The organism is Wolbachia endosymbiont (group B) of Athalia cordata (genome assembly GCF_947251845.1).
In the GTDB taxonomy this organism is placed as follows: Bacteria; Pseudomonadota; Alphaproteobacteria; order Rickettsiales; family Anaplasmataceae; genus Wolbachia.
Genome location: NZ_OX366383.1, coordinates 1,047,366 through 1,067,999, shown reverse-complemented (window position 1 = coordinate 1,067,999; position 20,634 = coordinate 1,047,366). Strand labels below are relative to the sequence as shown.

Sequence of the window (20,634 nt, the reverse complement as noted above, 5' to 3'; positions counted from 1 at the left end):
TATGGGTATGAAATTTTTTAATCCTGTTACTCCGTCTTCTCGTGGGACTATATTAATAAGTAAAGTTGGTTTATCAAAAGATAAGCCAGAGAAGTCTCTTGTGTTTGGTAAGAAATCCAGTGGTGGAAGAAATAATCATGGTAGAATTACAACTCGTCACAGGGGTGGTGGTCACAAGAAGAAGTATAGAGTTATAGATTTTAAACGTAATAGAAGTGATCAGGGTATGGTTGAGAAAATAGAGTATGATCCAAATAGAAGTGGGTTTTTAGCATTAATATCATATAAGGAAGATGATACTAAATCTTATATATTAGCTCCTCAGGGTATGAAGCCTGGTGATGTTGTGACAGCTGGAGATGATGCTGATATTCTGCCAGGTAATTGTTTGTTGTTGAAATATATACCTGTTGGTTCTTTTGTTCATAATGTTGAATTGAAGCCAGGTGGTGGTGCTGTAATTGCTAGAGCTGCGGGTTGTTGTGCGCAAATTGTTGGTCGTGATGGTCAATATGTTTTATTGCGGCTTAGATCTGGTCAAGTTAGGTTGATTTTATCTTCTTGTAAAGCTACTATTGGTGTAGTGTCTAATCTTGATCATAAAAATAGAAAGCTGGGTAAGGCTGGGAGAAGTAGGTGGCTTGGAATTAGACCTGCTGTGCGTGGAGTTGCAATGAATCCGATTGATCACCCTCATGGAGGTGGAGAGGGAAAAACTTCTGGCGGTCGTCATCCTGTTACTCCTTGGGGTGTTGCAACAAAAGGAAAGAAAACTAGGAAAAAAAATAAATCTAGTGATAAGTATATAAAAAAATTGAAAGGTTAATTTATGAGTAGATCTGTATGGAAACCACCTTTTTTACATCCATCTGTACTAAGATTAGTTCAGAGGGCTTTAAAAGAGGGTTCTATTAATAAGGTGATAAAAATTCATTCCAGGGCTTCTGTAATTCTTCCTAATTGTTTGGGTTTAAAGTTTGCTGTTTATAATGGTAAAGATTACATTCCTGTTAGTGTTGATAATCAGAATATGATAGGTCATAAATTCGGTGAATTTTCACCTACTCGTAAATTTACTGGGCATGGTGGTGATAAAAAGGCAACAAGAAGGTAGGCAATTGATATGAAAAATAGGGATATAATAGTTGAGGCTGGTTCTAAGGTTTTAAGATCAACTCCTCGCAAATTAAATTTGGTTGCTGATTTAGTGCGTAATAAAAAAGTTTCTTTTGCTAATGTACAATTAAGATTTTGTGAAAAAAAGGCTGCCGGTTTTATAATGAAGGTGTTGAATTCTGCAATTGCTAATGCTCAAAATAATTATGGATTGAACGTTGATAATTTATATATAAAGGAAATTTTAATAGGTAAGTCACTTACTTTGCGTAGAGTATATCCAAAAGCTATGGGTAGGGCTAATAGAATGAGCAAATTTTATAGTAATATAACTATAAAATTGAAAGAAATTGTATGATTTATAGAAATGGAAAATTAATAAGGAAAGTGTAAAAATATGGGACAGAAGGTTAATCCTAAAGTATTTAGATTGCAAATAAATAGTAATACCTGGGATTCTGTTTGGTGTGCTACGGACGATTATAAACAGAAATTGCATCAAGATCTATTTATTCGCAGTTATATAAATGAATCCTTTAAGCATGCTGGTATTTCTAAAGTAACTGTAGAGCGTACAGTTAATTTAGTGTCTGTAATAATACATTCTTCTAAACCTGGGGTTATAATAGGTAAGAAAGGTTTGGATGTTGAGAAGATAAAGCAAAAAATAGCTAAAAAAGTAGAAAGTAGTGTTGAAGTGAATGTAGTAGGAGTTAAAAAGTCTGAAATAGATGCAGTTTTAATATCAAGGAGTATTACACATCAGCTAGAAAAAAGGATTTCATGTAGAAGAGCGATGAAAAAAGCTATTCAAAATTGTTTGAAGGTGGGTGCTGAGGGTATTAAAGTAAGTTGCTCTGGGCGTCTTGGCGGAGCTGAAATAGCTCGTACTGAATGGTACAAAGAAGGTCGTTTGCCTTTACACACTTTGCGTGCTAATATAGATTATGCTTTTTGTGAAGCGAAGACTATATGTGGTATTATAGGAGTTAAAGTTTGGGTTTATGTTGGTAGTTAAGGTATATTGAGATGTTTGTTCCCAAAAAGAGTAAATATAAAAAGGTATTTAAGGGGAGAATAAAGGGTAATGCTAAGGGTGGTAGCACGCTGTCTTTTGGAGATTATGGATTAAAAGCTATGGAAGTAGGTAAGGTTCAGTCCAAGCATATTGAAACTGCAAGGCGCGTAATATCTAGAACGTTAAAACGCTCTGGTAAAGTATGGATAAGAATTTTTCCTGATACTCCGGTTAGTAAAAAGCCAGCAGATGTACGTATGGGTAAAGGGAAAGGTAGTGTTGAATTTTGGGTATTTAAAGCTAAGCCCGGTAGGGTTTTGTTTGAAATTAGTAGTGATGTTCCCATGCATTTAGCAAGATTGGCGCTTGAAAAAGCGACTGCTAAGCTTCCTATGAAGTGTAAATTTATATCTAATCATAATTGAATGGAGTTGCAATGGATATAGTTAAATTTGAATCAGAATCTTCACAAGGATTACATGAACTTCTTGTGAATTTGAGGAAAGAATTTGTTAATTTGGCTTTTCAAAAAAAGCTGGGCCAGTGCAACAATTTTTCGCGTTTTAGCTTAATAAGAAAGAGCATAGCTCGTAGTCTAACTGTATTAAATAGAAGAAAGAGAGAGGGAAAAAATGCCTAAGAAGGTTTTTTGTGGTGTCGTAACTAATGCTGAGTCTGATAAGACTGTAAAGGTTTCGGTGTTACAAGTGTATAAGGATAGGCTGTATAAAAAAGTTATTAAAAAATACAAGAAGTATACAGCACATGATGAGAATAATAGTTGCAAAAAGGGAGATAGGGTTTTAATACAGGAACATAAGCCTATTTCTGTTACTAAAAAATGGGTTGTTATCAATAGCTAAAAAGGAATAGGTATTTATATGATTCAAAAAAATACATTGTTAGAAGTAGCTGATAATTCTGGTGCGCGTGCAGTGCTTTGTATTGGCTTGTTAGGTGGTAGGAAATCTGCATCTGTAGGTGATACGATTATTATATCTACTAAGTCCATTAACCCAAAAGGTAAAGTTGAAAAAGGAAAAGTGTATAAAGCAGTTGTTGTTAGAGTAAAAAATAGTGTTAAGAAATCTGATGGTTCTGTAATTCGTTTTTCTAGCAATGCTGTGGTTTTAATTAATGATCAAGGTGAACCACTTGGCACTCGGGTGTTTGGTCCAGTAAAAAAGTTGTTATCTGGTTCTTTTATGAAAATAATGTCATTAGCTGATGAGGTTTTATAATGAGTGCTAAAATAAAAAGTGGTGATGATATTATAGTTTTAACTGGTAAAGATAAGAGAAAAATTGGTAAGGTAATCAAAGTTATAATACGTGATGCTAAAAAGAAAGTAGTTGTTTCTGGCGTAAATGTGTGTAAGAGACATACTAAACCAAGAGCTGGTAGTGGTGGTGGTATATTGAATAAAGAGTTAGCTATTGATGTATCCAATGTTGCAATATTGGATCCTAAGTGTAAAACTCCAACTAAAGTAGGATTTAAGATTATAGATGGTAGAAAAGTGCGTTTTGCAAAAGTTTCTGGAGAAGTGATAGATTAGGTTGATATGTTTAAACAATTGTATAAAGATAATATAGTAAAATCCTTAAAGGATAAGTTTAATTACGGCAATGTAATGCAAGTGCCTAAACTTGTCAAGGTGTGTATCAATATGGGCGTTGGAGATGCTGCTACGGACAATAAAGCGATAAATGAGCCATTTGATAATCTACATTTGATTACTGGGCAAAAGCCTGTGTTAACCTTTGCAAAAAAATCTATTTCTGGTTTCAAAATTAGAAAAGGTGCAACTGTAGGTTGTAAAGTGACTTTGCGTAGAAATAAAATGTATGAATTCTTAGAAAGATTAATATATATTGCTTTGCCAAGGGAAAAAGATTTTAGAGGGTTTAGTGTGAAGCAATTTGATGGTCATGGTAATTTTTCCCTTGGTATCAAGGAGCATATATCATTTTTAGAAATAGACTATGATAAAATAAGTAAAATTAGAGGTATGGATATTAATATTATAACAAGTGCAGTTAGTGATAAGGAAGCAAAGGAATTATTACTGGCTCTTAAATTCCCTTTTTTTGATAATTGAGAGAAAATATATATGGCAAAAAAATCCATGATACAGAAGAATCTTCGTAGAATAAAGTTATGCGATCAGTATAGGGAGAGAAGGGAAGAATTAAAATCTATAATGAATAATAAGGATTTATCTATTGCAAAAAGGTTTGCAGCTCAAAGTAAGCTGATTAAAAAATTGCCTAGAGATTCTTCTAAAATCAGAATTAGGAATAGATGCGCTTTAACTGGTAGGCCGAGAGGAGTATATAGAAAATTTGGTTTATGTAGGATTGTTTTACGTGATTTGTGTTCTTTTGGACAAGTTCCAGGGGTTACAAAATCTAGTTGGTAAATGTGATATAAGGAGTGTAATAGTGTCGTTATCTGATGGTATTGGTGATTTTTTAACAAGAATACGTAATGCTCAATTGGCAATGCATAGGGAAACAAGAGTCCTATTCTCTAAAGTGAATTCTTCTATATTGAAGATCTTAAAAGAGGAAGGGTATATTCTTAATTATGAAAAGCAAGAGAGTGATAGTATCCCTTCGCTTGTTGTGCAGTTGAAGTATTATGATAAATCACCTGTGATTAATGATATAGCTAGGGTATCAAAGCCCGGTTGTCGTTATTATTCTAAGTGTAAGGACATTTCTAAAGCATATAATGGTCTTGGAATTTTTATTATATCTACACCGAAAGGAGTGATGACCGATTATAATGCACGTAGATTAAAAGTTGGTGGAGAAGTTTTGTGTCGTGTATTTTAAATGATAGGAGAAATGTATGTCTCGTATAGGTGCCGCACCTATCAATATTCCTGCTGATCTTTCAGTTGAATATAATGATGGTAGGGTATTAATAAGAAGTGTTAGGGCAGAAAAAGAGCTGAACTTGTGTAGTGGCATTCTGTGTCAGATAGTTGATAATCAATTGTTACTTTCTGTTGATCAAGGCAGGGATGATTATGATAAAATAAAATCTATATGGGGCACTTATAGAAGTAATATTAATAACATGATTAACGGTATGGTTAATGATTTTTCTGTTGATCTTGAGATTAATGGTGTGGGGTATAAAGCAGAATGTGATGATAAGTATTTGACTTTATATCTTGGTTATAGTCATAATATTAAGTATAAAGTGCCTAAAGACGTTGAGATTAAGTGTATAAAGCCAACTCATTTAGTGATTCGCGGTATGGATAAGCAAAAAGTCTATATGGTGGCTTCTGATATATGCAAAATTAGAAAATATGATCCTTATAAAGGTAAGGGTATTGTAATAAAAGGCAAATTTATGCTGCGTAAGATTGTAAATAAAAAGAAGTAATTAAAATGAAAAGATTGTATAATTTTTTAAGTAGCTATGAAAAAAGGAAACTTCGTAATAGAGCGAAGCTCGATAAGAGCGCTGGACGTTTACGTATATCCGTATTTAAGTCTAATAAACATTTTTACGTTCAGTTGATTAACGATGCAAAAGGAATAACCCTAGCTTCTGCTTCTACTTTGGATGATAAAATTAGGAATGTATGTAAAGGTAGGGTCAATGCTGAAACTATAAAACAGGTTTCTTCTTTAGTGATTGAGCGTCTGCCTAGTACAAAATTGCAGCAGCGGTTCGTCTTTGATCGGGGAGCATATAAGTATACAGGATTGATTTCTCAATTTGCTGAGGCTTTAAGAAGCTCTGGATTTAAATTTTAGAAGGTTTTAAATATGGCTGTAAAGAATTTACAAAATAATAATGATTTATCAGAACTTTTGGTTTCAGTGCGAAGGGTAACAACGGTTACTAAAGGTGGTAGAAGATTTTCATTTTCAACTTTGGTTGTTGTTGGTGATGGTAAGGGTAGGGTAGGATGTGGAATAGGTAAACACGCAGAGGTTGCTGAAGCAAGAGTGAAAGCTGTAAATGCTGCAAAGAAGTCGATGATTAGGGTGCACTTACGTGAAGGTAGAACTTTACATCATGATATTAAAGCTAAATTTTGTTCTGGTGAGATAGTTTTAAGAGCTGCAAGAACTGGAACAGGTATTATTGCTGGTGGAGCAATGAGGTCGGTTTTTGAGGTATTAGGTATAAAGGATGTGGTAGCTAAGTCTACTAGATCAAATGATCCCCATAATATTATATGTGCAGTATTTAAGGCTTTTGATGTTATGTTATCTCCTCGCCAAGTGGCAGGTAAGAGGGGTAAAAAGATTAGTGAGATAGTTGGAAATAGGTAAAGTATGAATGATGCTGTAAAATTAAATTCTGTGTTTACCAAATTATCTAAGAAAAAGAAGCCTAAATTATTAGGTAGAGGTATTGGTTGTGGTAAAGGTAAAACATCTGGTAGGGGGCATAAAGGGCAAAAAGCGAGAAGTGGCGTTTCTATAAATGGTTTTGAAGGTGGACAGCAGTCTATATATACTCGTTTACCTAAAAGAGGTTTTAAGCCTATACGCAAAAACTTATACTCTATATTTAATGTTGGTGATGTACAGTGCTTAATGGAAGCTAAAAAAATAGTCAAGGATTCTATCATAGATAAGGAGCTACTGCATAAATTAGGTTTTATCAGATCTGTTAAAAGTAAAATCAAACTTCTTAATAAGGGTAAATTAAGCGAAAAATTTGTGTTTCATGTTGATTTTGCATCAGAAGCTGCAAAAAGATCTGTAGCTTCAGTTGGTGGTAGTGTAGAAATACTATCGTAAATCATGAGCAGTAAATTTGCATTTAATAGTTTGGATTCTACGTTGTTATATAAAAGTGATTTACTAAAGCGTATATTTTTTACGCTAATGGCTTTAGTTTGTTATCGTTTAGGTACTTATGTTCCTATTCCTGGAGTTAATCTTGATATAATCAATGATATATTTCCAAAAGAGAGTTCTGGTGTTTTTGGAGTATTTAATTTATTTTCTGGTGGCGCTTTAGCTAGAATGACGATCTTGGCGTTAAACGTTATGCCATACATAGTTGCATCCATAGTTATGCAATTATTATCTTCTGCCGTTAAAGGAATCAATGAAATTAAAAATGAAGGAGAGTTAGGACGTCGAAAGATGAACTCTTATATACGCTATATGACTATAGTGTTTTGTATCTTTCAATCAATTACGATCTTAATAGGGTTAGAAAGAATGAATAGGGAAGGGGTATTAGTTGTAGTTGAACCTGGTATTATGTTTCGTACTATAGGTGTCTTTAGCCTTTTAGGTGGAACTATATTTTTAATATGGCTTGGTGAGCGGATCAGTGTGAGCGGTATAGGCAATGGTATCTCATTAATCATTTTTACTGGCATAACATCTGAATTACATAATGCTTTATCATCTCTGCTAACATTAAATAAAAATGGTAGTATGTCGTTTTTCATTACCCTTTTTGTTATAGCATTGTTTTTTTTACTGCTCCTTTTAGTCATTTTTACAGAATCTTCTTATAGAAAGGTAATTGTTCAATATCCCAAAAAACAGTTTAAAAAATTACATAATGATGATTTTACTTACATTCCATTGAAGATCAATTTATCTGGTGTAATACCAACTATTTTTGCTAACGCAATTCTATTAACGCCTATTTCAATTGCAAATTTCTATAAAGGTCATGCCATTGCTGATTTTATTTTAAACTACTTTATGGCAAATAAAGTGATGTACATTATAACTTACTTAATACTTATAGTACTTTTTAATTTTTTCTATACCAATTTTATATTTAATCCAGAGGAAAATGCTGATTTTCTTAGGAAAAATGGTGGTTTTATTCCTGGTAGAGGGCCTGGAAAACATACTTCTGATTATCTTCAAGATATAGTTTTTAAATTAACATTTATTGGGTCTGCGTATTTGGTGGTAATATGTACTATACCTGAAATTATGAGGTATCATTATGATATACCATTTATTTTTGGTGGGACGAGCTTGCTGATTATAGTTAACGTTATTACTGATACTATTATGCAAGTACAATCTTATGTTTTTTCAAATAGGTACGATAGTTGGATAAAGAAATATGAGTCTAAAACAAGGAGACTAAAGTGATCATTACAATTTTTGGTCCTCCTGGCTCTGGTAAGGGTACTCAGTCCAGTTTGTTAATAGCAAAGTATAATTTTAAATTAGTTTCAGTAGGAGATTTATTAAGGAATATTATATCTAGTGGGAGTAAATTAGGTAAAGGAATAAAGGATACTGTTGAATCTGGTAATTTAATTCAAGATGAAGTTATATGTAAATTATTGTGTGACCAGCTTGCATTAATAGATGGTGATTTTTTGTTAGATGGTTTTCCAAGAAATTTAAATCAAGCTCATTTTTTAACTCAAGTTTTGCAAAAAAGATGCAATAGGGATGTTGATCTTGTAATTGAGTTGCAGCTTGACGATAATATTGCAATTGATAGATTAAAAGATCGTCTTACTTGTTTGGATTGTAAAAGTATATATAGTATATCTTCTTTTAAGAATACTACTTGTGCTAAATGTAAAAGTACGAGATTGGAGAAGAGAATTGATGATGCTAATATGCTTGCAATTAATAAGAGGATAAGAGAATATCATTCTCAGATAAAGGGTTTGCGCGAGTATTATAAGGGCAAGTTGTTAACAATTAACGCTAATTTGAGTGTTGATAGAGTAATGCAAGAGATTGAAAGTAAAATTTCTTGTAATTTGATTTGACTATAAGTTGTTTTATGGTATAAATTAAGAGTTATTATTAATAAAGTATCGAGGTATCAGTGGCACGTATTGCAGGCATAAATGTTCCGGTGAAGAAGTGTATTCCTTTTGCATTAACTTATATACATGGTATAGGTATTACTACTGCGAATATAATTTGTCGTAGCTGTAAAATTGATGAGCGTAAGCGTGTTTCGGAATTACAAGATGAAGATATAGAGAAAATTAGTAGTTTTATTAGGCAAAAATATGTCATAGAGGGTGAGCTCAGAAAAAAAGTGGCTATGGATATAAAATCTTTAATAGAAATCGGTTGCTATAGAGGATTAAGGCATAGAAAAGGTTTGCCTGTGAGGGGACAAAGAACCCATACTAATGCTAAAACTCGTAAAGGCAGATCTAAATTGCCTATTGCTGGAAAAAAATAAAATTTGTTATTATCGTGAGTTTTTATGAAAAAAGTTAAAACGGTTGGTAAGAATACAAAAAGGTTTATTACTGGTATTGTCCATATTCGTGCAACTTTTAATAATACTTTTGTAAATGTGACTGATGTTTGTGGTAATACGCTTTACCAGACTTCTGTTGGTGCATGTGGTTTTTCTGGTTCGAGAAAATCCACACCTTATGCTGCAGGTAAGGTTGCCGATTCTGCTGCGAAGAAAGTAATAGAGAGATTTGGTATGAAGGTTGTTTCTGTAATAATTCGTGGTCCTGGTTTTGGTGCAGAAGCTGCAGTTAAAGCACTTAGGAATTGTGGATTGACTGTCACTTCAATTGCAGATAAAACGGCGATACCTCATAATGGGTGTAGACTAAGGAAAAAAAGAAGAGTATAGGATATTTGGAAGGTTTTTGTATGTATTATAGTGATAATGTCTCTTTCTGTGGAAATTTAGATAGATTAACTAAGCCTAATGCGATTAAGGTAATATCAGGTGATTCAAGTAAAAAAGGTGATATAGTTCTAGAACCTTTGGAAAGTGGTTTTGCTTTAACGTTGGGTCATGCATTAAGGCGTGTAATGTTGTCTTCTCTTCGCGGTAGTGCTGTTTATGGAATAAAAATTGAAGGCGTGAATCATGAATTTACTTCGATCCAAGGAGTTAGGGAAGACATAACTGATATAGCATTAAATATGGGCATGTTGAGATGTAAGCTAAATAACACGTCTAATAAGTGCTTAAATTTGAGCGCTAAAGGGCCTTGTCAAGTATTAGCTGGAATGATAGAAACTGATGACCAATGCTCTATTGTTAATAAAGATTTGGTGATATGTACACTAGGTCAAGATGTGGAGCTTAACATTACTATATATGTTGCTAGCGGAAAAGGTTATCTTCCTGTAAATAAATATAAAGAAAATGAATTTTTAAAGCTTATGAATGAACAAGATTTAATTGGTTTTATTCCAGTTAATGCTTTATATAGTCCTGTCGAGAGGGTTTCGTATAGAGTAGAGAATAGTCGTGTTGGTCAAGTTACTGATAAAGATAAGCTAATATTGTCAATTGAAACTGATGGTACAATCTCTCCAAGTCAAGCTGTTGACTATGCTGCAAGAATATTACAGGAGCAATTTCAGCCTTTTATTAGTTCTGATATTAGTTATAAAAAATCGCAAGTTTCTTTGTCTAGTGGTGCTAAAGATTTGGGCTATGATCCTGTTCTATTGCGTAAAGTAGATGAAATGGAATTATCTGTTAGATCTCATAACTGTCTGAAAAATGAAAATATCACTTATATAGGTGATCTTGTGCAAAAGACGGAAGTTGAAATGTTAAGAACTGCTAATTTTGGCCGAAAGTCTTTGAATGAAATCAAGGCAATTTTAAATAATTCAGGTTTGTCTTTGGGTATGAATATACCAAATTGGCCGCCTAAGGATATAGATGAACTGGCTAAACAACATACTGATGAGGATTAGGTAGTATATGAAACATGGAATAAAGAAAAATAAACTGTCTCGTTATACCGAGCATAGGTTATCAATGTTAAAGAATCTATCTATCTCGTTAATTAATCATGAGCAGATTGTAACTACTTTACCAAAGGCTAAAGCACTTCGTCCATATGTGGAAAAGTTTATTACAATTGCTAAGAATAACGATTCTTTACATGGTAGAAGGCTTTTGCTTTCACGTCTTCATAATAGTAAGTTAGTAGTTGATAAATTATTAAGCGTTCTAGCTAATCGTTATCAAGACCGTAAAGGTGGATATTCTAGAATAATAAAATTTGGTACTCGAAAGGGTGATTGCGCTCCAATGGCAGTGATAGAGCTAGTTGATAGAGATATTTCAGCAAAAGGTGAGATTTATAGTAAAAATAAAAAAGGAAGCAAAGTAGTTACACAAAGCTAATTATTCTTTTTATGGTAAGTAGGTTACGCTATTTTGTAGGTTACTTTGGAGAATTGTTAGTTTCGATATATTTAAAGCTGAAATTCTATAATGTTATAAAACGTCGCTTCCGTTGTAAGTTGGGTGAAATTGACTTAATTGTATCTAAAAAAAGGGAGCTGATTTTTATAGAAGTTAAAACAAGTTTATTTGGAAAAGAAGTACCGATATCTCATTTTCAGTGTCAGTCTATTATAAATTCTTCTAAATATTTCTTAAGTAAAAATCTTGATTTTTTAGATTATTCAGTCAGATATGATTTATGTTTTCTTTCCTTAAGGAGAAGACCTATTTATATAAAAAATGCTTGGATTGAACAATGGTAGCTAAAATAATTTAGATTTACTAGAACAGGTAATTGAATATGAAAAACAATAATTTAGTTTCATCTTATGCTAGAGCACTGTTTCATGTCTCAGGAAGCAGATTAGGTATTATAAGAAAAGAAGTAGAATTTTTGTTAGCTTTTTTTAAAGATCAAGATGTTTTTGTGTATCTATCTCATCCTATGGTTTCTCTTTTGCACAAAAAAGAAGCGATACTTTCTATAAAGGAGAACTTGAGTGAAAACTTAGTCAAATTTATTATGGTTACACTTGCAAACAAGCGCTCCCGTTTATTAATCCTTATATTAGAAAAATTCTTAAATCTTGTAAGGGAAAGTGAAAATGAATTGGAAATTACTATAAAATCAGCAGAGATTTTAAAGAAACCTGATATAAAAATAATTACTGAATCTTTGAACTTTCTTGGTAAAATAATAAAAGTCAGTCATGTGGTTGATCCTTCTATACTAGGTGGCTTTGTAGTTAGGTATGGTTTTAACTTGATTGATGCTTCGCTTAAGAGTTATTTGGATAGATTGGTTGATTTGAGTAAAATGGAAATGTTGAAAATAAGGAATTGTATATGAAGAATAGCATAAATGCCTCTGAAGTAGTAAACATAATAAAAGAGAAGGTTGAGACATTTGATAATCCTATAAAACGAGAAAATATAGGTGAAGTAATTTCAGTAACGGATGGTATCACATTGGTCTATGGGCTGGAAAAAGCAAAGTTTGGTGAAAAGGTATCTTTTGCAAGCGGTGTAGAAGGAATAGTTCTTGATTTAGATCATGATACAGCTGGAATAGTTGTGCTTGGCAATGACCGTGATGTAAAAGAAGGGGACGTTGTAAAATGTAGTGGTGATGTTGTACAGGTGCCTGTAGGTCATGAATTATTAGGGAGAGTTGTAAATGCATTAGGAGATCCTATAGACGATGGCGGAGAAATTAGAGCCAAGAACAAAATGTATATAGAATCTAAAGCGCCAGGTATTATTGACCGTAAATCTGTGCATGAACCTCTGCAGACAGGAATTAAAATTATAGATTTGTTGATTCCTATAGGTAGAGGGCAACGTGAATTAATTATTGGCGATAGACAAATTGGTAAAACCACTATTGCGATTGATACTATTATCAATCAGAAGAAGATTAATGATGAGGTAAACGAAAATCAAAAAATTTACTGTGTTTATGTTGCTATTGGACAAAAAATTTCGACAGTAGCAAAAGTGGTGAATAAGCTAAAAGAAAGTGGAGCATTAGAGTATACAACCGTAGTTGTGGCTAGCGCATCTGACTGCGCGCCTATGCAATTTTTAGCACCTTATACCGGTTGCACTATTGGAGAATTTTTCCGTGATAATGGAATGCATTGCTTGGTGGTATATGATGATTTATCTAAGCATGCTGTGGCATATAGGCAGATGTCCTTATTGCTCAGACGTCCTCCTGGTCGTGAAGCTTATCCTGGAGATATATTCTATGTACACTCTCGCTTGCTTGAAAGAGCTGCCAAAATGTCTGATGAAAAAGGACAGGGATCTTTGACTGCTTTGCCGATTATTGAGACTCAGGCTGGCGATGTATCTGCATATGTTCCAACTAATGTGATTTCAATTACCGATGGACAAATTTTTCTTGAGTCTGAATTGTTCCACAAAGGATTTCGCCCTGCAGTGAATATAGGTTTATCGGTTTCTCGGGTTGGCTCTGCTGCACAATTGAAATCTGTGAAAAAAGTTGCTGGTTCTATAAAGCTGAGTTTGGCCCAATATAGAGAACTGGAAGACTTTGCTAAATTTGGTTCTGATCTTGATGCTACTGTTCAATTGTCCTTAAACAAAGGTAAATACCTTATTGAATTATTAAAGCAAAAACAGTATTCACCTATGCAAATAGAAGAGCAAGTATTGCTTATGTATATCTTTTCTAATCTGTATGGTCAATTAAATAAGGTACAGGTGAGCAACATCAATAGGTTCGAGTGTGATCTTATCAATTATTTTCAAACTGTTCACCCTGGAGTTTTAAAAAAGTTGTCAGGTGACATGAATGATGATATAAAAGATGATATTCTTGGTATTGTGAGTGATTTTGTCACTCAATTTAATTGCGTTTAGGCGGTGATTATGACTTCATCCATTGTTAACAAGTTTCCTATTACAAGGGAAGGTTTTGAGAGTATGCAAGTCGAACTTGAGAAATTAAAGGAAGAAAAACCTTCTATCATACAGGCTATTTCTGATGCTCGTGATCAAGGCGATTTATCTGAAAATGCAGAATATCATGCAGCACGGGAAAGATTAAGTTTTATTGAAGGCCGCATAATTGAGGTAGAGAGTAAACTTTCACATGCAGAAGTGATAGAAGTAAAAAATTTGTCTGGTGATACAGTAATGTTTGGTGCAACTGTTACGGTAAGCATGCTCGGTGATGATAACAGTGAAATAGAATATGTTTATAAGATTGTAGGTGGGTATGAAGCTGATGCTTCAAAGCAGTTGATCTCTACGGATTCACCACTCGGTAGTGCTTTAATTGGCAAAAAAGTTGGTGAGTATGTGGAAGTGATAGTGCCAAATGGAGAGAAATTGTATAAAATAGTTAAGATTGAGTTTAAGTAAATCATGGTACAAGTAACTTATCCTTCAATTAGTCTACCCGGTATTTCTTCTGTGGAAGATGTATTGAGGGATGCTAGTTCTGGTAAATTATTCATTTTAGTTGACGATGAAAACAGAGAGAATGAAGGTGATCTGATTGTATTAGCTGAGAAATTAGAGCCAGAACATGTGGCTTTTATGGTTAGATACGGTACAGGGATTGTTTGTTTAGCAATGACTAAAGTTCACATGAAAAGGTTAGGCCTTAGTTTCATGGAAAAAAAAAATGTTGGTGAAAATCATACTGCTTTTACTACATCAATTGATGCACGTTATGGTATTACTACGGGTGTTTCAGCTGAGGATAGAACAAAAACTATACATGTTGCTATTGATAAAAATAGAACTCAGGATGACATTATAACTCCCGGTCATATTTTTCCTGTGATTGCACATGAGGGTGGAGTAGAGCAACGTGCTGGTCATACTGAAGCAAGTGTTGAGATAGCTAAGTTAGTGGGATGTAATCATTCTGCAGTTATTTGTGAATTAGTGAATGATGATGGCTCTATGATGCGCTTACCCCAGTTGCTTGAATTTGCTGAACAACATAATATTAAGTTAACTACCATTGATAAACTTATCAGTTACGTTCAAAATTTAAACTAGCGTTTATAGATTCGTATAGTTTAAGTGTTAAAATACAAAATTCCTCAAAGTTATACAAACAAGGAATTTCCATGTCTAAGCTTTTTGTTTTACTATTTTTTTTCGTATACTGTAATAGCGCTTACTCTGTTAGTATTATTAGAGATAGTGAAGTGGAAGCGGTAGTTAAGGATCTAGCGCAACCTTTATTTTCTGCTGCGGGTATTGATAATGATAAAATAAAAGTTTTTATAGTTGATGATAGATCGATTAATGCTTTTGTAATTAACAATAATAGCATTTTCATTCATTTAGGGCTTTTACAATATTCGACTGAACCTTATGTCTTACTTGGTATATTAGCACATGAAATTGCTCATATATCTGCTGGTCATGTATTACAAATGAGTAGTGCTGTAGGTTATTTTCAATCAATAGCAATGATTAGTTATATGGTAGGATTAGTTTCTAGTATTGTCATTAACCCTCAGGTTGCGAGTGCAATCTTGCTTAGTGGTGTAACGCTTAGTTCAAGGTTGTTTTTTAACTATTCTCAAGAGCAAGAGAGTGTAGCAGATAGCTATGCTTTAAGATACCTAGATGAATCTGGCTATGATAATTTGGGTATGAAAGAGATTTTTGACTATTTTAAGAGTATTGAGCATGAAAACACTGAAGAGTATTTCCGCACTCACCCACTTAGTGATAAGCGTATATTTGCTGTACAGAATTATAAGGTTAAAAACAATATAAAACCAATCCTTGCAGATAAATTGCTGAAGTTTGAGCGTATGGTTGCAAAGCTAGACTCTTTCTTTGCTCCTATTCATGTGTTATCTAATAAATATGAAGGTAGTTCTAAGTATGTAAATGCTGTAATTCATTATAGGCAAGGAAAGATAGAAGAGGCTATTACTAAAGTTAATTCATTGATTCAAGAGTCACGCAATGATCCTTATTTATATGAATTAAAAGCGGAGATGTTATACAAAGCTGGAAATTTAAGTGAAGCAATAAAAATGTATGAAGAATCACTTAGATATTTATCTGAGAAGAATAACTATTTAGTGAAACTTGCGTTATCTCATACTTTATTATTACACGGTGAAATAGAGAAGGCAATTTTTTACCTAGAGCAGGTTGCAAACGTAGAAACAAATAACGCCTTTGTCTGGAAGTATTTAAGTATTGCATATAAACGTAGCGCTGATATGGCAATGTATTATTTTGCTTTGACGAAAAAGGCTTGTATTGAAGGTAATTTAGAGAAATTTATGAAATACGCCGATTTAGCTGTTAAAAGCTTACCAAAAGATAGCTCTTACTTGCTACAAATTGAAGATATGAAACAACAATACACACAAAAACACGCTTACTTTTAGGATTATTTTCCACACTTATCCAACATATCTTTTACTTCAGTACTTATATTGGGTATAATTTTCATTATAATCGTTTTGGCGCCAAAAAATACACCACAAAACATACCTAAGGCAAAGAGAGCTGGCCATGGCATTCTACCAAATATTGCAAGCAAAGCTGCACCTATTATGACTACAGTCATAAGTGGTCCGCCTATTCCCCAAACGTAACCAATAATGTTGCATATTACTTGGGCAGTTGTATCTTCTATGTCGCTAGCAGCACTTGCGTAATCTGAAAAAGAGAGAAACAGCACTATACATAAAGCATTAAAAAATTTTTTTATTATATAGCTCATTCTTTTGCCTCCAAGTAATAAACTAGTGTGAATCTAAATTTATATATATTTATTTTAAGGTAAAACTCATAGTTTGTCCATAAATAAGTGTTGCTACATAAATAGCCCACCATTGATGTTAAGCACATGCCCCGTTATATATCTTGCTTCGTCGCTTGCTAAAAACAATACCCCTGCTGCTATTTCTTCTCCTGTTCCCATTCTTTTCATTGGAATATTATCTAATATTTTTTCTTTTTGTTTTTCATTTAAAACTTCAGTCATCTTAGTATCTATAAACCCAGGAGCAATGCAATTTACTGTTACACCGCGACTTGCAACTTCTTTTGCTATAGATTTGCTCATAGCTATTATTCCAGCTTTTGATGCTGCATAATTTACTTGCCCGGCATTTCCTGTCAATCCTACTATTGAGGAAATATTTATGATTCTTCCCCAGTTGTTTTTAATTAATTTTCTGCATGCTTCTCTATTTAGTTTAAATGTAGAGTTCAAATTAATATCAATTACCTTTTGCCATGCTTCATCTGTCATTCTCAACAATAAGCTGTCTTGTGTAATTCCTGCATTGCATATGAGTCCATCAAAGCCTTTCATCAACTCACTTGCTTTATTTATTAGTTGATTTACCTCTTCAGGATTTGATAAGTCGCAAGGAAGTACGTGAATGTTTTTTTCATATTTTTTAGCAACTTCTTCGAGTACTTCTTTTTTTGTACTAGAAATACATAAAGTTGCTCTGGCCTTATGCATAATTTCTACAATTGCTTGCCCTATCCCGCCTGATGCACCAGTAATCAGAAATTTCCTGTCTTCTAATCCGAACATGATAATTTTTATATTATCCCAGCTCTTAACAGAATATTAAAAGACTTGCAATAGATTTTTTTCATAACTTTCATTTAATAGAAGCTTCTTGACAAATCTTGTGTTTATTGGCGAAATTATGGCAGCTGCATGCCTTTTTTTATTTTTTTCTATTCAGCCTAAACACGCTTCGTTTAAGCGTTAGCACATTATCAATTACAGTAATAAAATCAGCACCATGTGGATTCTTTTGCCTTTTTTTGATTGGTAAATTTCTTAACACTTATAGCTAAAGTAATTTAAGAGAGCCAGCGCGTGACTAGTTCTTATTACTTGATCAGTCTTCTGGATCCCAGTACTGGAATGACAGGAGTGTGAGATAAGGCTACATTCATACTCCAACAGGTATGACATCATAGAGGTCATTGAGATGACAGACTTGAATGACAATAGGGACATTAGAATGAAAGGAAAAGAGGCTATTTAATTGTGCTGAATTTTACAAAATTTATTACTCCTGCCTGACAAATTTATTAGAATAGTATGTATAGTATGTTTATTAGTGAAAATCCGAAAAAAATGCAAGAAAAGTTAATATATTACTTTAGCCAAAGCAACTGTGAAGGTAATGCAGCAATGAGAAATCTACTAGGAGGGAAGGGAGCAAATCTGGCAGAGATGTGTAACATTGGCATTCCTGTTCCACCTGGTTTTACAATTTCCACTGCTGTTTGTCAGGCCTATTGTCAAGATAATGAATTGTCTTGTGATCTACGTAACGAGATAAAAAACTACATGGCGATGCTCGAAAGTGACATCGGTTGTAAATTCGGGGATTCAAATAATCCTTTATTAGTTTCCATACGCTCTGGTAGTGTGAATTCAATGCCGGGCATGCTCGATACAGTCCTAAATGTTGGCCTAAATGATGCAACCGTTGTTGGTCTTGCAAAAAAAAGTGGAGAACGTTTTGCCTATGATAGCTACTGTCGTTTCATCATGATGTACTCGAGTGTTGTACTACAGCTTGACCATCACTTATTTCAAGACATTGTTGATAGTGAACAGCAAAAAAGTGGAGCAAAAAGCTTAGCTGATCTTAATGTTGATGTTTTAAAGAAAATTGTTAATGATTTCAAAGAGATAGTATATGAAAAAACTGGAAAGCATTTCCCGCAGAACGTTGAAGAGCAATTGTTAAACTCGGTTAATGCAGTATTTGCCTCTTGGAAAAACGATAGGGCTGTTTCCTATAGAAGAATACATAGTATTTCTGAAAACCTTGGAACTGCAGTTAATGTACAAGCAATGGTTTTTGGCAATCTGAACGATAATTCTGCAACCGGCGTGATATTTACACGTAATCCTTCAACTGGAGAAAAAAAGCTTTTTGGTGAGTTTTTAGTTAATGCTCAGGGTGAGGATGTGGTTTCTGGTGTTTATACTCCTATGCCAGTTAACGGCGAGCAAGAAAACACCATAGAGAAGTTGCTACCAAGCATCTACCGAGAATTATGCGCGGTATGTGAAAAACTTGAAAGGCATAATAAGGACATGCAGGATATCGAATTTACTGTACAGGACGGTAAGTTATGGATTTTGCAGACTAGGTCTGGCAAGCGCACAGCCGAAGCTGCTATTCGCATAATAGTTGATATGGTAAACGAAGGAGTGATTACAAAAGAGGAAGGAATATTGAGAATTGATCCAAAAACCTTTGACAATTTATTACATCCAGTTCTTGATGTTAAAATCGATCAAGAAGTAATAGGCAAAGGACTGCCAGCTTCTCCAGGTGTTGCTTCTGGATATGTAGTATTCAGTGCAAGTGATGCTGAAAAAGCTGCAGAGCAGGGTAAAAAAGTAATTTTGGTAAGATCAGAGACGAGCCCTGAAGATATTAATGGAATGAATGCCGCAAGTGGAATAGTAACAGCGCGAGGAGGTATGACCTCGCATGCCGCTGTTGTAACTCGTGGAATGGGTAAACCATGCATTTGTAGTCTAAATGGACTTTATATTGATAAAGATGAAAAATTTCTTTCTATGGGGGATATAAAAGTAAATAAAGGTGAATCAATCACCATCAATGGAGGAACAGGAGAGGTTATGCTTGGTATTCTTCCTACAATTTTGCCTGAATTATCTCAAGAATTCAAAACGATAATTAACTGGGTAGATGAAATCAAAACAGTGAAGGTGAGAGCGAATGCTGATACTCCAAAAGATGCAAAAATTGCAAAAGAATTCGGTTCAGAAGGTATAGGATTATGTCGCACAGAACATATGTTTTTTGCTAGTGATAGAATCGAATTCATTCAAAAATTGATAATAGCTGATGATGAAAATGAAAGGGCAAATGCATTAAATAAACTCGAAGAAATGCAAAAGTCTGATTTCAAAGAAATATTTTCTATTATGGAGGGCAGGGAGGTTACTATACGTTTGCTTGATCCACCTCTACATGAGTTTTTGCCCCACAATCAATCTATTATAGAGAAAATTGCCAAATCACTGAATAAGTCAGTTGAATCAGTAAAAAATAAAATAGCACAGTTATCAGAAAAAAATCCAATGCTTGGCCATCGAGGTTGTAGACTTGCCATTTCTCATCCTGAAATATATGGCATGCAAATTAGGGCAATACTCAGTGCTGCAAGTGAATTAAGGAAAGAAAAGAAGATAGAAGTGAAACCTGAAATCATGATTCCTTTTATCATGAGTGAGAAAGAGTTTATTCTGATATGCGAGTTAATAAAGAAAGAAGCCGAAAATTTCGATGTGAACTATTCAATCGGAACGATGATAGAACTGCCACGAGCAGCACTGATTGCTGATAAATTGGCAAAACACGCAGAATTTTTTAGTTTTGGCACTAATGATTTAACACAAACAACTATGGGACTTTCACGAGATGATTCAGTTAATTTCCTCGATTCTTATAAGGAAAGCAACATATTTGAAAACGATCCATTTGAAGTGCTAGATGTTGAAGGGGTAGGGGAATTAATCAGAATAGCTATCGAAAGGGGCAAAAAAACCAGAAAAGAAATTAAACTTGGTATATGTGGAGAGCATGGAGCGAATCCACAGTCCATAGAGTTTTTCATCAAATCAGGGGTTGATTATGTGTCATGCTCGCCCTATAGAGTACCGGTTGCAAAGTTAGTGGCAGCACAGTTTAGCATAAGTTTGTTGGGTAGCACAACTGTACGAACATAGATTTCGCTAACAAGTAGCG

The 20,634-nt window shown here is 33.9% G+C and carries 31 protein-coding genes; 29 read left to right on the top strand and 2 right to left on the bottom strand.

The features are described 5' to 3' along the window. Position 1: 1 nt before the first annotated feature. From rplB to OPR30_RS04780, 28 genes are all read left to right on the top strand, one after another. Positions 2–826, top strand: coding sequence for a 50S ribosomal protein L2 (rplB, locus tag OPR30_RS04915; protein ID WP_265030536.1), 825 nt, complete (start codon positions 2–4; stop codon positions 824–826). A 3-nt stretch (positions 827–829) separates the two neighbouring features. After that, positions 830–1,114, top strand: coding sequence for a 30S ribosomal protein S19 (gene rpsS / locus OPR30_RS04910; RefSeq protein ID WP_010404687.1), 285 nt, complete (start codon positions 830–832; stop codon positions 1,112–1,114). 9 nt (positions 1,115–1,123) lie between these two features. Beyond that, a complete protein-coding gene (gene rplV, locus OPR30_RS04905) occupies positions 1,124–1,474 on the top strand; it encodes a 50S ribosomal protein L22 (protein ID WP_007302537.1) in 351 nt (116 codons plus the stop codon). A gap of 39 nt (positions 1,475–1,513) precedes the next feature. Beyond that, the gene (rpsC, locus tag OPR30_RS04900) at positions 1,514–2,134 is read left to right on the top strand and encodes a 30S ribosomal protein S3 (protein WP_265030535.1); all 621 of its coding nucleotides are present in this window, start codon (positions 1,514–1,516) and stop codon (positions 2,132–2,134) included. A gap of 11 nt (positions 2,135–2,145) precedes the next feature. After that, the gene (gene rplP, locus OPR30_RS04895; protein ID WP_006012233.1) at positions 2,146–2,559 is read left to right on the top strand and encodes a 50S ribosomal protein L16; all 414 of its coding nucleotides are present in this window, start codon (positions 2,146–2,148) and stop codon (positions 2,557–2,559) included. 11 nt (positions 2,560–2,570) lie between these two features. Continuing rightward, entirely contained in the window at positions 2,571–2,774 is a 204-nt protein-coding gene (gene rpmC / locus OPR30_RS04890; RefSeq protein ID WP_007302540.1) for a 50S ribosomal protein L29, read from the top strand. Then, on the top strand, positions 2,767–2,997 hold the full coding sequence (rpsQ, locus tag OPR30_RS04885) for a 30S ribosomal protein S17 (RefSeq protein WP_010404696.1): 231 nt from the start codon (positions 2,767–2,769) through the stop codon (positions 2,995–2,997). The genes rpmC and rpsQ overlap by 8 nt, the downstream gene beginning before the upstream one ends. An 18-nt stretch (positions 2,998–3,015) precedes the next feature. Continuing rightward, entirely contained in the window at positions 3,016–3,375 is a 360-nt protein-coding gene (gene rplN, locus OPR30_RS04880) for a 50S ribosomal protein L14 (protein ID WP_007302542.1), read from the top strand. Beyond that, positions 3,375–3,692 (top strand): 50S ribosomal protein L24, encoded by a 318-nt coding sequence (gene rplX / locus OPR30_RS04875; protein WP_010404700.1) that lies wholly within the window; start codon positions 3,375–3,377, stop codon positions 3,690–3,692. The genes rplN and rplX overlap by 1 nt, the downstream gene beginning before the upstream one ends. Before the next feature lie 6 nt (positions 3,693–3,698). Continuing rightward, on the top strand, positions 3,699–4,235 hold the full coding sequence (rplE, locus tag OPR30_RS04870) for a 50S ribosomal protein L5 (protein ID WP_052265060.1): 537 nt from the start codon (positions 3,699–3,701) through the stop codon (positions 4,233–4,235). Between the two features lie 12 nt (positions 4,236–4,247). Next, positions 4,248–4,556, top strand: coding sequence for a 30S ribosomal protein S14 (rpsN, locus tag OPR30_RS04865; RefSeq protein WP_007302545.1), 309 nt, complete (start codon positions 4,248–4,250; stop codon positions 4,554–4,556). Positions 4,557–4,578: 22 nt separating this feature from the next. Beyond that, a complete protein-coding gene (gene rpsH / locus OPR30_RS04860; protein ID WP_007302546.1) occupies positions 4,579–4,974 on the top strand; it encodes a 30S ribosomal protein S8 in 396 nt (131 codons plus the stop codon). 16 nt (positions 4,975–4,990) lie between these two features. Next, positions 4,991–5,536: a 50S ribosomal protein L6 gene (gene rplF, locus OPR30_RS04855; protein WP_264374632.1), complete on the top strand. Its 546-nt coding sequence runs from the start codon at positions 4,991–4,993 to the stop codon at positions 5,534–5,536. Between the two features lie 5 nt (positions 5,537–5,541). Next, a complete protein-coding gene (gene rplR / locus OPR30_RS04850; RefSeq protein WP_264377680.1) occupies positions 5,542–5,913 on the top strand; it encodes a 50S ribosomal protein L18 in 372 nt (123 codons plus the stop codon). 12 nt (positions 5,914–5,925) lie between these two features. Then, entirely contained in the window at positions 5,926–6,438 is a 513-nt protein-coding gene (gene rpsE / locus OPR30_RS04845) for a 30S ribosomal protein S5 (RefSeq protein ID WP_265030534.1), read from the top strand. Between the two features lie 3 nt (positions 6,439–6,441). After that, positions 6,442–6,912, top strand: a complete 471-nt coding sequence (rplO, locus tag OPR30_RS04840; protein WP_006012263.1) for a 50S ribosomal protein L15 — start codon at positions 6,442–6,444, stop codon at positions 6,910–6,912. 3 nt (positions 6,913–6,915) lie between these two features. Next, positions 6,916–8,244, top strand: a complete 1,329-nt coding sequence (gene secY, locus OPR30_RS04835; RefSeq protein WP_010404717.1) for a preprotein translocase subunit SecY — start codon at positions 6,916–6,918, stop codon at positions 8,242–8,244. Continuing rightward, positions 8,241–8,882, top strand: coding sequence for an adenylate kinase family protein (locus OPR30_RS04830; RefSeq protein WP_264374634.1), 642 nt, complete (start codon positions 8,241–8,243; stop codon positions 8,880–8,882). Before secY ends, OPR30_RS04830 begins: the two co-directional genes overlap by 4 nt. Positions 8,883–8,941: 59 nt before the next feature. Next, positions 8,942–9,310: a 30S ribosomal protein S13 gene (gene rpsM, locus OPR30_RS04825; RefSeq protein ID WP_010404723.1), complete on the top strand. Its 369-nt coding sequence runs from the start codon at positions 8,942–8,944 to the stop codon at positions 9,308–9,310. Positions 9,311–9,334: 24 nt separating this feature from the next. After that, the gene (rpsK, locus tag OPR30_RS04820; protein ID WP_006012273.1) at positions 9,335–9,721 is read left to right on the top strand and encodes a 30S ribosomal protein S11; all 387 of its coding nucleotides are present in this window, start codon (positions 9,335–9,337) and stop codon (positions 9,719–9,721) included. Positions 9,722–9,741: 20 nt separating this feature from the next. After that, on the top strand, positions 9,742–10,809 hold the full coding sequence (locus tag OPR30_RS04815; RefSeq protein WP_265030533.1) for a DNA-directed RNA polymerase subunit alpha: 1,068 nt from the start codon (positions 9,742–9,744) through the stop codon (positions 10,807–10,809). Between the two features lie 7 nt (positions 10,810–10,816). Continuing rightward, positions 10,817–11,245 carry a 50S ribosomal protein L17 gene (gene rplQ, locus OPR30_RS04810; RefSeq protein WP_264374637.1) on the top strand — a complete coding sequence of 143 codons (429 nt, stop codon included), beginning with the start codon at positions 10,817–10,819 and terminating at the stop codon, positions 11,243–11,245. Between the two features lie 11 nt (positions 11,246–11,256). After that, on the top strand, positions 11,257–11,610 hold the full coding sequence (locus OPR30_RS04805; protein WP_010404733.1) for a YraN family protein: 354 nt from the start codon (positions 11,257–11,259) through the stop codon (positions 11,608–11,610). Positions 11,611–11,648: 38 nt separating this feature from the next. Beyond that, positions 11,649–12,197, top strand: a complete 549-nt coding sequence (gene atpH / locus OPR30_RS04800; RefSeq protein WP_064085599.1) for an ATP synthase F1 subunit delta — start codon at positions 11,649–11,651, stop codon at positions 12,195–12,197. Then, positions 12,194–13,735: a F0F1 ATP synthase subunit alpha gene (atpA, locus tag OPR30_RS04795; protein ID WP_007302558.1), complete on the top strand. Its 1,542-nt coding sequence runs from the start codon at positions 12,194–12,196 to the stop codon at positions 13,733–13,735. The genes atpH and atpA overlap by 4 nt, the downstream gene beginning before the upstream one ends. 9 nt (positions 13,736–13,744) lie before the next feature. Next, the gene (greA, locus tag OPR30_RS04790; protein ID WP_007302559.1) at positions 13,745–14,239 is read left to right on the top strand and encodes a transcription elongation factor GreA; all 495 of its coding nucleotides are present in this window, start codon (positions 13,745–13,747) and stop codon (positions 14,237–14,239) included. A 3-nt stretch (positions 14,240–14,242) separates the two neighbouring features. Beyond that, entirely contained in the window at positions 14,243–14,887 is a 645-nt protein-coding gene (ribB, locus tag OPR30_RS04785) for a 3,4-dihydroxy-2-butanone-4-phosphate synthase (RefSeq protein WP_007302560.1), read from the top strand. Between the two features lie 71 nt (positions 14,888–14,958). Next, positions 14,959–16,248 carry a M48 family metalloprotease gene (locus tag OPR30_RS04780; protein ID WP_264374638.1) on the top strand — a complete coding sequence of 430 codons (1,290 nt, stop codon included), beginning with the start codon at positions 14,959–14,961 and terminating at the stop codon, positions 16,246–16,248. Between the two features lie 2 nt (positions 16,249–16,250). Here OPR30_RS04780 and OPR30_RS04775 read toward each other — a convergent pair whose 3' ends face one another. Together OPR30_RS04775 and fabG are read right to left on the bottom strand one after the other, a co-directional pair. Continuing rightward, positions 16,251–16,586 carry a TrbC/VirB2 family protein gene (locus OPR30_RS04775; RefSeq protein ID WP_264374639.1) on the bottom strand — a complete coding sequence of 112 codons (336 nt, stop codon included), beginning with the start codon at positions 16,584–16,586 and terminating at the stop codon, positions 16,251–16,253. Between the two features lie 93 nt (positions 16,587–16,679). Continuing rightward, positions 16,680–17,414, bottom strand: coding sequence for a 3-oxoacyl-[acyl-carrier-protein] reductase (gene fabG / locus OPR30_RS04770; protein ID WP_264374640.1), 735 nt, complete (start codon positions 17,412–17,414; stop codon positions 16,680–16,682). A 531-nt stretch (positions 17,415–17,945) separates the two neighbouring features. On the opposite strand from fabG, the gene ppdK reads away from it, so the two are divergent. Continuing rightward, positions 17,946–20,615, top strand: coding sequence for a pyruvate, phosphate dikinase (ppdK, locus tag OPR30_RS04765; RefSeq protein WP_265030532.1), 2,670 nt, complete (start codon positions 17,946–17,948; stop codon positions 20,613–20,615). Positions 20,616–20,634: the final 19 nt, after the last annotated feature.